This window comes from Flavobacterium azizsancarii, from assembly GCF_027980145.1.
Classification (GTDB): Bacteria; Bacteroidota; Bacteroidia; order Flavobacteriales; family Flavobacteriaceae; genus Flavobacterium; species Flavobacterium azizsancarii.
The window spans coordinates 1-14,036 of record NZ_JAMZNK010000040.1; the positions used below are offsets into that span (position 1 = coordinate 1).

Here is a 14,036-nt window from a genome sequence, read left to right on the forward strand (position 1 = left end):
AAAAGCCTTATGATTACACCCAAAAGATACAAAAAAAAGAGTAGAAAACTTTTAGCTTCTACTCCTTTAATTAACAATTATTCCTGAAAAGGACTTTTTCAGTGCCCTCGATTTTTCAAAAGGGCTTTGTAATTATTTAAGAAGTAATTAGTTTTTACTATTTAATTTAGAAAGTAAACGTAAAAATTCAACGTATAACCAAACTAGTGTAATCATAAGTCCCATGGCACCATACCATTCCATGAATTTTGGCATTTTTTCCTGTACACCTTTTTCGATCAAATCGAAGTCTAAAAATAGATTTAAGGCAGCAATGATAATTACAAAAACACTGATTCCAATACTCATCATTCCATTTCCGTAATGAACAGGAGTAAAGTTAAATATCAAAGAAGCTATCCAGGAAATTAAGTAATAAGTTGCTATTGCTAATGTTGCAGCAATTACTACTGATTTAAATTGTTCTGTAACTTTTACAATTTTGAATTTATATAAACCCAGACATACTAGAAATGTTACTAATGTTGCGCTAACAGCATTAACTACAATTCCAGGATACATAGCTTCAAATATTGCAGAAATTCCACCAATAAATAACCCTTCGAATAAGGCATAGCCCGGAGCAAGGTATGGAGAAAGATGTGGTTTGAATGCAGCAATTATAACTAAGATAAATCCAACAATAGCACCTCCAATTGTAGGTAACATTGCATTCATCCCGTTAAATGCCATCCACCATGTAATCATTGCAGATCCGCATAAGATTAAAAACAAAATAGCTGTTTTATTCATAGTACCAGATAAAGTCATTTCTTGATTGTAATCAATAATTTGACCCTGATGTGCTCCTTCAGCTTTTGAAACAGCATTTGATGAAAAACGTTTGTTGCTTAAAAATGGATTTTTAGAATTCATAATATGATTGGTTTTAAAAATTCAAATATAATTGATATTTTTCGATGTGCCCTTAATACTATAGAATTTTTAACAATTGATTCCAATAAAAAAGCCATCAATAACAATTGATGGCTTCTATATGAAATATAAAATTATTTTAGTTTAATAAATCCAAAACTAAAGATGGGAATAGACCTAAAATAATATTTAATGTAATTGAGATTACAGCTACTGCATAAATAAGGAAAGGTTTTCCGGTGCGTTCCTGATTTGGCTCTTTAGAATACATAGCTAAGATCAATTTGAAATAATATCCAACACTAATAATAGAGTTGATCACAGCAACAATTACCAAAGCAATATATCCTGCCTGTATAGTTTGATTGAATAAGAATAATTTAGCAAAAAATCCGGAGAAAATCGGAATACCGGCCATAGATAACAATGAACCTGTAAGGATTGCGGCTAATAAGGGATTTGTTTTTCCTAAACCATGAAAATTAGTAATGTCTTCGTTATCCTGATTTTTGCAAACGTATAATACAACACTAAAAGCAGCAATTCCTGCTAATGCGTAAGCAGTAGTATAATATAATAATACACCTGCTGAAGTTGAAACAGTTAACAAAGTCATCAACATAAAACCGGCATGCGAAATTCCTGAGAATGCCAACATACGTTTTACATTTACCTGACGTAGTGCCATTATGTTTCCAACAGTCATAGAAGCAATCGAAATAATTACTACGATGTTTTCAAAAGTTCCTAATAAGTCCTGATTGTCCAGAGAAGGAATAAAATTTAATGCAGCAATTAATTTGTAAAGTGTTGCAATTGCTACAACTTTAGCCAAAGTACTCATTAATGCAGTTGTCAAAGCAGGAGATCCTTCGTAAACATCCGGTGCCCAGAAATGAAACGGAACTGCAGCTACTTTAAATAACATACCAATAATCATTAAAATCATTCCAATAGGAAACCAGATTGGCAATTCGGCAGATAAAGAACTTTCGTGAATTTCTGCAACATCAAAAGTTCCCATTGCTCCGTAAATCAAACAAATTCCAAATAAAATAATTCCTGATGCGAAAGATCCCATCAAAAAGTATTTCATACCGGCTTCGTTACTTTTTAGATTCAAACGATCACTTGCTGCCAAGATGTAAAGTGCGATTGATAAAATTTCTATTCCTAAGAAAAACATTGCTAAGTTTCCAAAAGTAACCATGGCTACGGCTCCAGCTAGTAAAAAAACTTTTATAGCGACAAAATCTGAGATTTTGGTTGGATGATTTTCGTAAAAATTATGGCTTAACGCTACTAAGAATATAGTAAGAACAATAAACAATGATGAAAACGCAGTAGAGAACTTGCTCACTGTGATCATATTATCATGGTAACTTGCTGTTGATCCAAATTCGTAATAGTTGATTGCCAAGACACCTAATAAACCAATAATGGTAATAGGAACTATGGCCTTTCTTAAATTAAGAATTTCAAACAATAGGCAAAAAACACCCAATCCTGTTATAGCTATTAATGTATTCATTTTTGTTTTTTTGATTTAGGAAATCTCAAACTAATGATGCCCTAATTTATTTTTATTTAAAATATATTTAATTTTCCTTTCAGTAATAAATTTAACTTTTTAAGTGTCAGACAAAATCTGAATCAAAAATCGTTAATCTTCTTTCTGAAATCGTTAATTTTTATTGATAACGTTTAGAATAGTTTCTAAACTTGGTGTAATCAAATCTGTAATTGGTTTTGGATAAAATCCGAAGAATATTAAAACCGCAATAATTGCTACGAATGAAATTCCTTCATTTACAGAAACATCTGCAAAAGTTTTAGAATTTGTTTCTCCTAACATTACATTTTGAAACATTTTAAGCATATAATAAGCTCCTAAAATAATAGTTGTTCCGCCTAAGACAGCAAACCAAATATTGATTTGAGAAAGACTATACAAAACTGTAAATTCTCCAACAAAGTTAAAAGTTCCCGGTAAAGCTACTGAAGCCAATACCAAAATTAAAAACATAGAAGTAAATTTTGGAGATTGTGTACGGATACCGCCCAATTCACCAATTTCTCTTGTTTCGAATCTTCTAAAAATAACTTCGGCAGCAAAAAACAATCCTACTACAACAAAACCGTGAGCGATCATTTGCAAAACAGCTCCGCGCAAACCATCAATAGTAAGTGTGTAAGTTCCTGCAGCAATTAATCCAACGTGAGCTAATGAAGAATAAGCCAATAATTTCTTTAAATCCTTTTGTCTTAAAGCTACAATCGATCCGTAAATTACACCGGCAACTCCTAAAGCAATGAAGATATCCATGTACTCTTTTGCTGCTAATGGTGCAATTGGCAACTGCCAACGAATAACACTGTACAATCCCATTTTTAGCATGATACCAGATAAAAGCATAGTTCCAACAGTTGGTGCTTTTTGGTACACATTTGCCTGCCATGTGTGGAAAGGAATAATTGGGATTTTAATAGCATACGCTAAAAAGAAAGCTAAGAATATCCAAAGTTGTTCACTAGCAGATAAATTTAGTTTGTATAAATCTTCGATTAAGAAAGTACCTGCTTTTTGGTATAAGTAGATAAAAGCTACTAACATGAATAACGAACCTGCAAGTGTGTAAATAAAGAATTTAACCACCGCTTTTCTGCGTTCTTCTGCATCGCCATTCCCCCAAATAAGAGCAATAAAGTAAATAGGAATAAGTGCTAATTCCCAGAAAATATAATATAAAAGACCATCTGCCGCAAGGAAAGTTCCTGTCATAGCAAAAGCCATAAATAAAATCAGAGCATAAAAACCTTTTGCATTTTTATAATCGTTCCCGAAAGAAGAAAATATAATGATGGGAGTCAAAGCTGCAGTTAATAGAACCATTGCCATTCCTAATCCATCAGCATTTAAAGCAAATGAAATATTAGGTTTCGTAATCCAGGCTTTTATTAAACTGATGTTTTCGTTTGCATAAAAATGATTTAGCAATACAATTGAACAACCTAAAGCCGCCAAACTAAAGAACAAAGCTACTTTTGATGCTAGTTTGTCACCAGCAAAATAAGTGGCAAATGCACCAATTAAAAGAATAATTAATATAAGAGAAACGTTCATAGTTGTAAAATTATTTAGCTAAAAATATATAGGAAACAATGGCGCAAAGCCCCAAAACAAAAGCAAAAAGGTATAATCCAATACTTCCGTTTTGTAATTTTTTACCTTGAAAAGCGAGTTCATTGGTTACTTTTCCTAATCCAAAAACAAGAGCAGATAAACTGGTCTCAATATAATCCCTGAAAAATCTTGATAGCCCGTTAATAGAGCGAACAAATACGGCATCGTAAATTTCGTCTACATAATATTTGTTGTATAAAACTTTAGTTAAGCCAGTAATATTTTCATCTGCTTCAGGAACATTGTCTTGTTTGAAATATTTAACGTAAGCTATTAAGATACCTAGTAATCCACCCAAAACAGCAACTCCCATTAGAGTATATTCTGTTGTACCTAAATGATGTTCTTCGCCAGCGACTTTTGTGAAAAGTGGAGCTAAATACTCATTTAACCAGCTGTTTCCAGGTAAGCTGATTAGTCCGCCAAAAGTAGCAAGGATTGCCAAAACGATAAGAGGGAAAGTAATTAATCCGTTGCTTTCATGTAAATGATGTTTTTGTTCGTCTGTTCCTCTAAAATCTTTAAAGAAAGTAAGAAACATTAATCTAAACATATAAAAAGCTGTCATGATTGAGGCAACAGAACCAATAACATAAAGTGTTTTACTGTGTTCGAAAGCCGTTAATAAGATTTCGTCTTTAGAGAAAAATCCTGAGAAAAACGGAATTCCTGAAATGGCTAATGATGAAATCATCATTGTCCAGAAAGTGATTGGCATTGCTTTACGCAAACCACCCATTTTACGCATATCTTGTTCTCCGTGCAAACCGTGAATTACAGATCCTGAACCTAAGAACAAACAAGCTTTGAAGAAAGCGTGAGTAATTACGTGAAAAACGGCAACTTCATATGCACCAAGTCCTAATGCTAAAAACATTAATCCTAATTGAGAAACAGTAGAGTAGGCCAATACTTTTTTGATATCTGTCTGTACTAAACCAATTGTTGCAGCTACTAACGAAGTGATCGCTCCAATAACAGCAATTATAGTTTGTACTTCCGGAGCTAAATCAAATACGAAATTCAATCTTGTTACCATAAAGATACCAGCAGTAACCATTGTCGCAGCGTGAATCAATGCAGAAACCGGAGTTGGTCCAGCCATCGCATCAGGTAACCAGGTATATAATGGAATCTGTGCTGATTTACCACAAGCACCAATAAATAAACATAATGCAGCTAATGAAAGCAACGGTACATTTAAGTTTGTTGCTCCTGCGATAGCAGTTTTTAAAGTTGCATAATCTAAAGTAGAGAACATAGAGCCAATAATGAACATTCCGATCAAAAGACCTAAATCTCCAATTCTGTTCATAATAAAAGCTTTTTTCGCTGCATCATTGTAATCCTGGTTTTTATGCCAGAATCCAATTAATAAGTAGGAGCAAAGTCCAACACCTTCCCAACCAATAAATAAAACTAATAAGTTACTTCCAATTACAAGCGTAATCATAAAAAATACGAACAGATTCAAATATGCAAAAAACTTGTGCATATTCTCATCGTCATGCATGTAACTGATAGAGTATAAGTGAATCAATGATCCAATACCGGTTACGAAAAGTAACCAAAGCAATGATAATTGATCTAATAAAAATCCAAGATTAATTTTTATGTTACTGATTTGAATCCAGTCAAATAAAGTAACCTGAAGAGCTTGTTTTGTTTGGCTGATTTGATTGAAAAAGAAAAGCGTAACAGCAAAAGAAACGACTACAGCAGCAGTTCCAATAATTCCTGAAGCGGTTTTTCCTAAGCTTTTGCCAAAGAAAACATTGATTAAAAATCCTAAAAAAGGAGATAAAACTAAAAGTAAAGCTAAATTGGTATCCATTTTTATTTATCCTTTTAAATTTTTTAAATTATCGATACTAATCGAACCTAAATTTCTAAAGATCGAAACTAAAATAGCCAATCCAACTGCAACTTCGGCCGCAGCAACCGCCATCGAAAAGAATACAAAAACTTGCCCTTGTGCATCTTGATGATAAGTCGAAAAAGCAACAAATAAAAGGTTAACAGCATTCAACATGATTTCGATAGACATGAAAACGATAATAGCATTTCGTCTGTACAATACACCAAAAATACCAATACAGAAAAGTACAACACTCAAAAAGATGTAGTTTTCAATACCTATTTGATTTAATATATTACCCATTATTTATTTATTTAATTTTTCTTTTTTAGACAATAGTACACTTCCAATCATCGCTACCAATAGTAAGATGGATGCGAATTCGAACGGAACCATATATTCGTTTAATAATATTTTACCAAGTACTTGAATTGACTGAAAATCTTCGCCTGTTGAATCGTATTCGCCAACAATTGGTTTAGAGTTGATGAAAATTGCAATCAATACAACACAAATCAAACAGAAAGAAACAATTGCTCCTAAACGCGTAATTCTAGGTCGGTGTACTTCACGTTGTTCGTTCAGGTTCATTAACATGATCGTAAACAGGAACAAAATCATAATTGCTCCGGAATAGACTATAATGTGTACAATAGCTAAGAATTGAGCATTTAATAATAAATAATGACCGGCAATTGAGAAAAAACAAATTACTAAATAAATAGCACTATGAATTGGGTTTCTGCTAAAAATGGTCAGGAAAGCGGTAATTACTGTAATAAAAGCTAAGAAACAAAATATTACTTGTACAGTTGTTGCGTGTGCAAAATCAGGAATATGTATCATTTAATTAGCATTATTAAGTTGAGCATTTTTGATTGCCACATCAAGAGGCATCACTAATCTGTCTTTTCCAAAAATGAAATCTTCTCTTTCGTAGCTAGAAGGAACCAACACTTTTGAAGTTGTTAGATAGATGGCATCTTTTGGACATGCTTCCTCACATAAACCACAAAAAATGCAACGTAACATATTGATTTCGTAGATCGAAGCGTATTTTTCTTCTCTGTACAAATGCTTTTCATCTGCTTTACGTTCAGCGGCTTTCATTGTGATCGCTTCAGCTGGACATGATAAAGCACATAATCCGCAAGCGGTACAATTTTCACGACCTTGCTCATCACGTTTCAATTGGTGCTGACCACGATAAACAGGGCTCATCTCACGCACTTGTTCAGGATAGTGAATTGTCACTTTTTTTCTGAATAAATGTTTAAACGTAATTAACAATCCTTTCACAATCGCCACAAGATACATTCGCTCTAAAAAAGTCATCTCTTTGTTTGAGACCATCTTTTTTCTACCCGATAATGATATAGTTTCTATTGACATTTTTTAATGTATGATTTATGATTCGTAATTTGATGGTAATCAAATCGAAAATCTATTTTATTTTTAATTTGAAGCTTCCCGATAACTATCGCAACAGGGTTGGGCTCTCGTTTATTAAAATCCTAAATAAACTGCGATATCATGTCTTAATATAACAATTCCTGTAATCATGATATTAATGATAGAAAGCGGAATCAAAATTTTCCAGCCTAAATTCATTAATTGGTCATATCTAAATCTTGGAATTGTCCAACGTACCCACATATAGAAAAATATGAAGAAACATATTTTAACAAACAATACTGCAATTCCTAAAAGGTTTGCCGGGTTTACTCCTGCGTTTTCTACCATCCAGCTCATTCCCGGATAATTGTATCCTCCAAAGAATAATACAGAGATAATTGTAGCAGAGATAAACATACTCGCGTATTCAGCAAATAAATAGAATCCCATTTTCATTGATGAATATTCTGTATGGTAACCACCAATTAATTCGTTTTCACATTCTGCAAGGTCAAAAGGAGTTCTGTTTGTTTCAGCAAACGAACAAATTAAGAAAATCAGAAAAGATAGTGGCTGGTATAAAACATTCCAGTGCCATTCTGATTGTTGTTCAGAAATAACTTTTAAGCTTAAAGTTCCGGTCATCATCAATAAAGCAATGATTGATAATCCCATGGCAACTTCGTATGAAACCATTTGTGAGGCAGCACGAATTGCTCCCATCAGGGAGAATTTATTGTTCGAAGCCCATCCACCAATCATGATACCATAAACTCCTACTGAAAGTACTCCAAAAATGTATAATATTCCAATATTAATATCGGTTGCCTGCAAATAAACATCACGGCCAAAAATATGTAATTTGTCTCCCCAAGGAATTACTGCGCTCGTCATTAAAGCTGTACTCATGGCAATTGCCGGTCCTACAACAAATAAAAATTTGTTAGGTGTATTTGGGAAAAACTCTTCTTTCGAGAATAATTTCATACCATCAGCAAGAGGTTGCAATAAACCACCCCATCCGGCACGGTTAGGCCCTACACGATCCTGAAGATAGGCAGCAACTTTACGTTCAGCCCAGGTAGAATACATCGCCATTATCATTGTTATGGCAAAAACCACAATAATCACAACACTTTTTTCTATAATAAATGTTCCATCTACCATGGCTAAGAATTTTGGTTGTTAGGGGTTAATGGAATTTCAGCCATACTAATTTTTTTACGGTCGATATCTCTTCCTAAAAGGATATTTTTCTCTGTATCGATTTCTACTTTTTCCAGTTTCTGAGTGTAGTTATTTTGGTTGATAACAGAATCTTTTTCAAATTCTCTTGGACCTTCAATAACCCAGTCATTTACATTTTTGTGGTCAAAACGACAGCTGTTGCAAATGAATTCTTCCACTTCATGATACTCGTCTTTACGACCTGTTACACGTTGGATTTCTCCTCCAAACATCCATACAGTTGTTTTTCCACAACATCCCGGAGTTGTACATTCTCTGTGTGCATTGAAAGGTTTGTTGAACCAAACTCTCGATTTAAATCGAAAAGTTTTGTCTGTCAATGCTCCAACAGGACAAACGTCGATCATATTTCCGGAAAACTCATTGTCAATAGCTTTTGAAATTCCGGTTGAAATATTAGCGTGATCACCACGATCTAATACTCCGTGAACTCTGTTGTCTGTCAATTGATCTGCAACTTGTACACATCTTTGGCATAAAATACAACGGTTCATATGTAGTTGAATATGCGGACCAATATCTTCTGGTTCGAATGTTCTTTTTTCTTCAATAAAACGTGACTTAGGATTTCCGTGTTCGAAACTTAAGTTTTGTAAATCACATTCACCTGCCTGATCACAAATAGGGCAATCTAACGGGTGGTTGATCAATAAAAATTCAGTTACAGATTTACGGGCTTCGGTTACACGAGCAGATGATTTGCTGTTCACTTCCATTCCGTCCATACATCCTGTTACACATGATGCCATCAATTTTGGCATTGGTCTAGGGTCAGCTTCACTTCCTTTTGCAACTTCAACTAAACAACAACGACATTTACCGCCACTGCCTTTTAATTTTGAGTAATAGCACATGGCTGGCGGAACCAAATCTCCTCCAATCATACGTGCGGCCTGCAGGATCGTTGTTCCTGGCTCTACGTCTATACTTTGACCGTCTATGGTTACTTTCATAATCAAATTTTGTTTCAGGTTTAAAGTTTCAAGTTATTTGAATACTTTAATCTTAATGTTTTTAGTTTTCTATACTTTGAAAACTGTATTTATGCGATTACTTTACCGCCTACCAAATGTTTTACTTGCGAAAAAGGCTCGGCAACAAAGTGCTCTCTGTTTTTTATTTTTTCAGGGAAACGAACGTGGTATTCAAACTCATCTCTAAAATGGCGTATCGCTGCTGCTACTGGCCATGCTGCTGCATCGCCAAGCGGGCAAATTGTATTTCCTTCAATTTTACTTTGAATGCTCCACAACAATTCGATATCTTCCTCACGGCCCTGACCGTTTTCGATTCTCCATAATATTTTTTCTAACCAACCGGTTCCTTCACGACAAGGTGTACATTGTCCGCAAGATTCATGGTGATAGAAACGAGAGAAATTCCAGGTGTTTCTCACGACACATGCTGTATCGTTGTAAACAATAAATCCTCCTGAACCTAACATAGATCCGGTAGCAAAACCACCATCACTTAAAGATTCGTAAGACATTAATCTGTCTTCGCCATTTGCTGTCTTGAAAATTAATTCAGCCGGTAAAATTGGTACTGAAGATCCTCCCGGGACAAATGCTTTCAAAGGTCTGCTCGAAGACATTCCTCCTAAATACTCATCAGAATTCATGAATTCGTCAACACTTAATCCTAATTCAATTTCGTAAACGCCCGGATTTTTTATGTGTCCTGAAGCAGAGATTAATTTAGTTCCAGTTGAACGGCCAATACCTATTTTCGCATAATCATCACCAGAGTTATTGATAATCCATGGCACAGTGGCAATAGTTTCAACATTGTTTACTACGGTTGGGTTTGCCCAAAGTCCTGAAACAGCCGGGAATGGCGGTTTGATACGAGGGTTTCCTCTTTTACCTTCTAATGATTCTATAAGTGCAGTTTCTTCTCCGCAGATATAAGCACCAGCTCCACAGTGAACATACAATTCTAAATCGTAACCTGTACCTAATATATTTTTTCCTAACCAACCGGCAGCTTTTGCTTCGGCGATTGCTCTTTCTAATATTTTGAAAACCCACATATATTCTCCACGAATGTAGATGTATGATAGGTTAGCGCCTAAGGCAAAACTTGAAGTAATCATTCCTTCGATCAATAAGTGAGGAATATATTCCATCAAATAACGATCTTTGAAAGTTCCTGGTTCAGATTCGTCTGCGTTGCAAACTAAATGTCTTGGTTTTCCTGATTTTTTATCAATAAAACTCCATTTCATTCCTGCCGGGAAACCTGCGCCACCACGACCACGAAGACCTGATTTTTTTACTTCTTCAACAACTTCGTCCGGAGTAAGCGTTTTCAAAGCTTTTTCTACAGATGCATAACCTCCATTTTGGCGGTATACTTCGTAGGTTTTGATTCCTGGAACATTGATTTTGTCTAATAATATTTTCTTTGACATCTTATTTATCGTGTAATATTATTTTATCATCTCTACAATCAGCGATTAACTGATCGATTTTTTCTTCTGTCAATTTTTCTTTGTAGAAATCGCCTAATTGCAACATCGGAGCGTATCCGCATGCCCCTAAACATTCTACACCGGCAATAGTAAACATTCCGTCCGGAGTTGTTTCTCCCATTTTAATGCCTAATTTTTCAGAAGTATAATCCATTAAATTTTCAGCACCATTTAAACAACAACAAGAAGTCTGGCAAAATTCAAACATGTATTTTCCAATTGGTTTTTGGTTGTACATGGTATAAAAAGTAACCACTTCATAAACCTCAATTGGTTTTATATGCAAAATTTCGGCAACTTTATCCTGCAACTCGATACTTAACCAGTTATCATGCGCATCTTGTACTTCGTGCAAAACAGGCAATAGGGCTGATTTTCTTTTGTCTTCAGGATAATGACTGATCAATTCATTGATGCGGTTCATCAATGCTTCTGTCATGTTTATTTCTTGTTTGTAATGTTTTCTTTCCATTCTTAATTTTAGATTTTAGATTTCTGATTTTAGATTTTTCAATCTGCCATCTATAACCTACATTCTGCAATCCTTTTTTTATTTTAGATTTCTGATTTTAAATTTTTCAATCTTCAATCGACATTCTAAAATCTGCATTTTTTTATGCGTCTAATTCTCCTGCAATAACATTTAAACTTGATAGAATAACAATTGCATCAGATAATAAAGAGCCTTTGATCATTTCCGGATATGCCTGGTAATAAATAAAACAAGGTCTTCTGAAATGTAATCTATATGGAGTTCTGCTTCCGTCAGTAACTAAATAGAATCCTAATTCTCCGTTTCCGCCTTCAACAGCATGATAAATTTCTGCAACTGGTACAGGAACTTCTCCCATAACAATTTTAAAGTGATAAATTAATGATTCCATAGAAGTGTAAACATCTTCTTTTGGAGGAAGGTAATAATCCGGAACTTCTGCATGATATTCATTTCCGGCAGGCATTTTGTCTAAAGCCTGACGAATAATGCTTAAACTTTCGCGAACTTCTGCATTACGAACACAAAAACGATCGTAAGTATCACCTGATTTTCCAACAGGAACAATAAAGTCGAAATCTTCGTATGATGAATAAGGATGCGCTACACGTACGTCGTAATCAACTCCTGCAGCACGTAAATTTGGACCTGTAAATCCGTAAGCCATTGCTTGCTCTGCTGAGATTGCACCTACGTCTACGGTTCTGTCAAGGAAAATTCTGTTTCTTTCGAATAAGTTTTCAAATTCTTGCCAAGCGACAGGAAAATCTCTTAAAAACACATCTAGTTTGCGGAATGCTTCTGGTGACCAATCTCTTTCGAAACCACCAATTCTTCCCATATTTGTTGTTAGACGAGCACCACAAATTTCTTCGTAGATTTCGTAAACTTTTTCTCTAAATTGAAATACATACAAGAAACCAGTGTAAGCACCTGTATCAACACCAAGAATAGAATTACAAATCAAGTGATCTGTAATACGTGCCAACTCCATTACGATAACTCTTAAATACTGAGCTCTTTTAGGAACTTCGATATTTAATAGTTTCTCTAAAGTCATCCACCATCCCATATTGTTAATAGGAGAGGAGCAATAGTTCATACGGTCTGTAAGAGGTGTGATCTGGTAAAAAGGACGATTTTCGGCAATTTTCTCGAAAGCTCTGTGTATGTAACCAATGGTTGGTTCAGCTTCAAGAATTCTCTCACCATCCATTAACAGGATGTTTTGAAAAATACCGTGAGTGGCCGGGTGTGTTGGACCTAAATTCAATACTGAAAGCTCGCTTCCATCTTCGTTTAGTTTATCCTTAACTATTTTAGCATAGCGATGCTCTGGTGGTAATAATAGTTCTGACATTTTATAATGTTGAATTATTTATTTTTTAGCAATTTGTTGTTGTTCTTCCAAAGAATCTGTCATCCTTATCAGTTCTTCCGCTGTCTTCCATTGGGAATTCTTTACGCATTGGGAACGATATCATCTCATCCATATTCAGGATACGTTTTAATTGCGGATGTCCAATAAAGTCAATCCCAAAGAAATCGTATGTTTCTCTTTCCATCCAGTTTGAACTTAAGAAAATATTTGAAATGGTTTTTATTTCCGGTTTTTCTCCGTTAAGGAACACTTTTATTCTAATACGTTTGTTTTCGTACCAATTGTGCATATGGTAAACTATGGCATACTGACGATCTGTTTCGTTGTCTGGATAGTGAACACCGCATAAATCGGTTAAAAAGTGAAAACGCAGATCAGAATCGTTTTTCAAAAAAAGAATTAAAGCTGTGATCTTGTCAGCAGAAGTTTCCAGTGAAAAAACATCTCTCTCTTCGTGAAAGTTAAAAACACTTGCGTCAAATGTTTCTGTAAGTTTATTTTGTATCAGGGTATTTTCTAAAGCCATCTTATGAAATATTATATGAAGCTAATAATTCTTGGTATTCTGGTGAGCTTCTGCGTCTAACAGATTCGCTTCTTACCAATTCTTGAAGTTTCATAACTCCATCAACAATTTGTTCTGGTCTTGGCGGGCATCCTGGTACGTAAACGTCAACAGGGATTACTTTGTCAATTCCTTGTAAAACTGAATAGGTGTCAAAAATTCCACCTGATGAAGCACAAGCTCCAACGGCAATTACCCAGCGAGGTTCTGCCATTTGTTCGTAAACTTGTCTTAAAATAGGGGCCATTTTTTTAGAAATAGTTCCCATTACTAATAACATATCTGCCTGACGAGGAGAAAAACTCACACGCTCAGATCCAAAACGTGCTAAATCGTAGTGTGAAGCCATTGTTGCCATAAACTCAATTCCGCAACAAGAAGTTGCAAAAGGCAATGGCCAAAGAGAATTCGCACGTGCCATACCCACAACATCATTTAGTTTTGTAGCGAAAAAACCTTCGCCAACAACACCTTCAGGAGGGGCTACCATATTTACTTTTGAATCGCTCATTTTTATTTTAGAT

Annotated in this window: 14 protein-coding genes; all 14 read right to left on the minus strand. The window is 34.8% G+C overall.

Annotated features, from left to right (window positions below):
• Positions 1-147 precede the first annotated feature (147 nt).
• The gene (locus NJT12_RS18925; RefSeq protein ID WP_271337489.1) at positions 148-915 is read right to left on the minus strand and encodes a Bax inhibitor-1/YccA family protein; all 768 of its coding nucleotides are present in this window, start codon (positions 913-915) and stop codon (positions 148-150) included.
• Positions 916-1,054: 139 nt separating this feature from the next.
• Positions 1,055-2,446, minus strand: a complete 1,392-nt coding sequence (locus NJT12_RS18930) for an NADH-quinone oxidoreductase subunit N (RefSeq protein ID WP_271337490.1) — start codon at positions 2,444-2,446, stop codon at positions 1,055-1,057.
• A gap of 153 nt (positions 2,447-2,599) precedes the next feature.
• Positions 2,600-4,039 (minus strand): complex I subunit 4 family protein, encoded by a 1,440-nt coding sequence (locus NJT12_RS18935; RefSeq protein ID WP_271337491.1) that lies wholly within the window; start codon positions 4,037-4,039, stop codon positions 2,600-2,602.
• Between the two features lie 10 nt (positions 4,040-4,049).
• On the minus strand, positions 4,050-5,933 hold the full coding sequence (nuoL, locus tag NJT12_RS18940) for an NADH-quinone oxidoreductase subunit L (protein ID WP_271337492.1): 1,884 nt from the start codon (positions 5,931-5,933) through the stop codon (positions 4,050-4,052).
• A gap of 6 nt (positions 5,934-5,939) precedes the next feature.
• Complete coding sequence (gene nuoK, locus NJT12_RS18945) at positions 5,940-6,260, minus strand: NADH-quinone oxidoreductase subunit NuoK (protein ID WP_017494599.1); 321 nt, start codon at positions 6,258-6,260, stop codon at positions 5,940-5,942.
• A gap of 3 nt (positions 6,261-6,263) precedes the next feature.
• Complete coding sequence (locus tag NJT12_RS18950) at positions 6,264-6,803, minus strand: NADH-quinone oxidoreductase subunit J family protein (protein WP_072955492.1); 540 nt, start codon at positions 6,801-6,803, stop codon at positions 6,264-6,266.
• Positions 6,804-7,349: a NuoI/complex I 23 kDa subunit family protein gene (locus NJT12_RS18955; RefSeq protein WP_271337495.1), complete on the minus strand. Its 546-nt coding sequence runs from the start codon at positions 7,347-7,349 to the stop codon at positions 6,804-6,806.
• 114 nt (positions 7,350-7,463) lie between these two features.
• The gene (gene nuoH / locus NJT12_RS18960; RefSeq protein ID WP_271337496.1) at positions 7,464-8,519 is read right to left on the minus strand and encodes an NADH-quinone oxidoreductase subunit NuoH; all 1,056 of its coding nucleotides are present in this window, start codon (positions 8,517-8,519) and stop codon (positions 7,464-7,466) included.
• Positions 8,520-8,521: 2 nt separating this feature from the next.
• Entirely contained in the window at positions 8,522-9,553 is a 1,032-nt protein-coding gene (locus tag NJT12_RS18965) for an NADH-quinone oxidoreductase subunit G (RefSeq protein ID WP_271337497.1), read from the minus strand.
• Positions 9,554-9,642: 89 nt separating this feature from the next.
• The gene (gene nuoF, locus NJT12_RS18970) at positions 9,643-11,013 is read right to left on the minus strand and encodes an NADH-quinone oxidoreductase subunit NuoF (protein WP_271337498.1); all 1,371 of its coding nucleotides are present in this window, start codon (positions 11,011-11,013) and stop codon (positions 9,643-9,645) included.
• A 1-nt stretch (position 11,014) separates the two neighbouring features.
• The gene (locus NJT12_RS18975; protein WP_072955476.1) at positions 11,015-11,545 is read right to left on the minus strand and encodes a complex I 24 kDa subunit family protein; all 531 of its coding nucleotides are present in this window, start codon (positions 11,543-11,545) and stop codon (positions 11,015-11,017) included.
• Between the two features lie 142 nt (positions 11,546-11,687).
• Entirely contained in the window at positions 11,688-12,926 is a 1,239-nt protein-coding gene (locus tag NJT12_RS18980) for an NADH-quinone oxidoreductase subunit D (RefSeq protein WP_072955473.1), read from the minus strand.
• 25 nt (positions 12,927-12,951) lie between these two features.
• Positions 12,952-13,473, minus strand: coding sequence for an NADH-quinone oxidoreductase subunit C (locus NJT12_RS18985; protein WP_271337499.1), 522 nt, complete (start codon positions 13,471-13,473; stop codon positions 12,952-12,954).
• A gap of 1 nt (position 13,474) precedes the next feature.
• Entirely contained in the window at positions 13,475-14,023 is a 549-nt protein-coding gene (locus NJT12_RS18990) for an NADH-quinone oxidoreductase subunit B (protein ID WP_072955467.1), read from the minus strand.
• Between the last annotated feature and the right edge of the window lie 13 nt (positions 14,024-14,036).

What these genes read in the sequence shown, in the direction of transcription:
- NJT12_RS18965 (WP_271337497.1), bottom strand. Translation starts at nt 9,553, where the DNA reads ATGAAAGTAACCATAGACGGTCAAAGTATAGACGTAGAGCCAGGAACA.
- NJT12_RS18930 (WP_271337490.1), bottom strand. Translation starts at nt 2,446, where the DNA reads ATGAATACATTAATAGCTATAACAGGATTGGGTGTTTTTTGCCTATTG.
- NJT12_RS18990 (WP_072955467.1), bottom strand. Translation starts at nt 14,023, where the DNA reads ATGAGCGATTCAAAAGTAAATATGGTAGCCCCTCCTGAAGGTGTTGTT.
- nuoF (WP_271337498.1), bottom strand. Translation starts at nt 11,013, where the DNA reads ATGTCAAAGAAAATATTATTAGACAAAATCAATGTTCCAGGAATCAAA.
- NJT12_RS18925 (WP_271337489.1), bottom strand. Translation starts at nt 915, where the DNA reads ATGAATTCTAAAAATCCATTTTTAAGCAACAAACGTTTTTCATCAAAT.
- nuoH (WP_271337496.1), bottom strand. Translation starts at nt 8,519, where the DNA reads ATGGTAGATGGAACATTTATTATAGAAAAAAGTGTTGTGATTATTGTG.
- nuoL (WP_271337492.1), bottom strand. Translation starts at nt 5,933, where the DNA reads ATGGATACCAATTTAGCTTTACTTTTAGTTTTATCTCCTTTTTTAGGA.
- NJT12_RS18935 (WP_271337491.1), bottom strand. Translation starts at nt 4,039, where the DNA reads ATGAACGTTTCTCTTATATTAATTATTCTTTTAATTGGTGCATTTGCC.
- NJT12_RS18975 (WP_072955476.1), bottom strand. Translation starts at nt 11,545, where the DNA reads ATGGAAAGAAAACATTACAAACAAGAAATAAACATGACAGAAGCATTG.
- nuoK (WP_017494599.1), bottom strand. Translation starts at nt 6,260, where the DNA reads ATGGGTAATATATTAAATCAAATAGGTATTGAAAACTACATCTTTTTG.
- NJT12_RS18985 (WP_271337499.1), bottom strand. Translation starts at nt 13,473, where the DNA reads ATGGCTTTAGAAAATACCCTGATACAAAATAAACTTACAGAAACATTT.
- NJT12_RS18955 (WP_271337495.1), bottom strand. Translation starts at nt 7,349, where the DNA reads ATGTCAATAGAAACTATATCATTATCGGGTAGAAAAAAGATGGTCTCA.
- NJT12_RS18980 (WP_072955473.1), bottom strand. Translation starts at nt 12,926, where the DNA reads ATGTCAGAACTATTATTACCACCAGAGCATCGCTATGCTAAAATAGTT.
- NJT12_RS18950 (WP_072955492.1), bottom strand. Translation starts at nt 6,803, where the DNA reads ATGATACATATTCCTGATTTTGCACACGCAACAACTGTACAAGTAATA.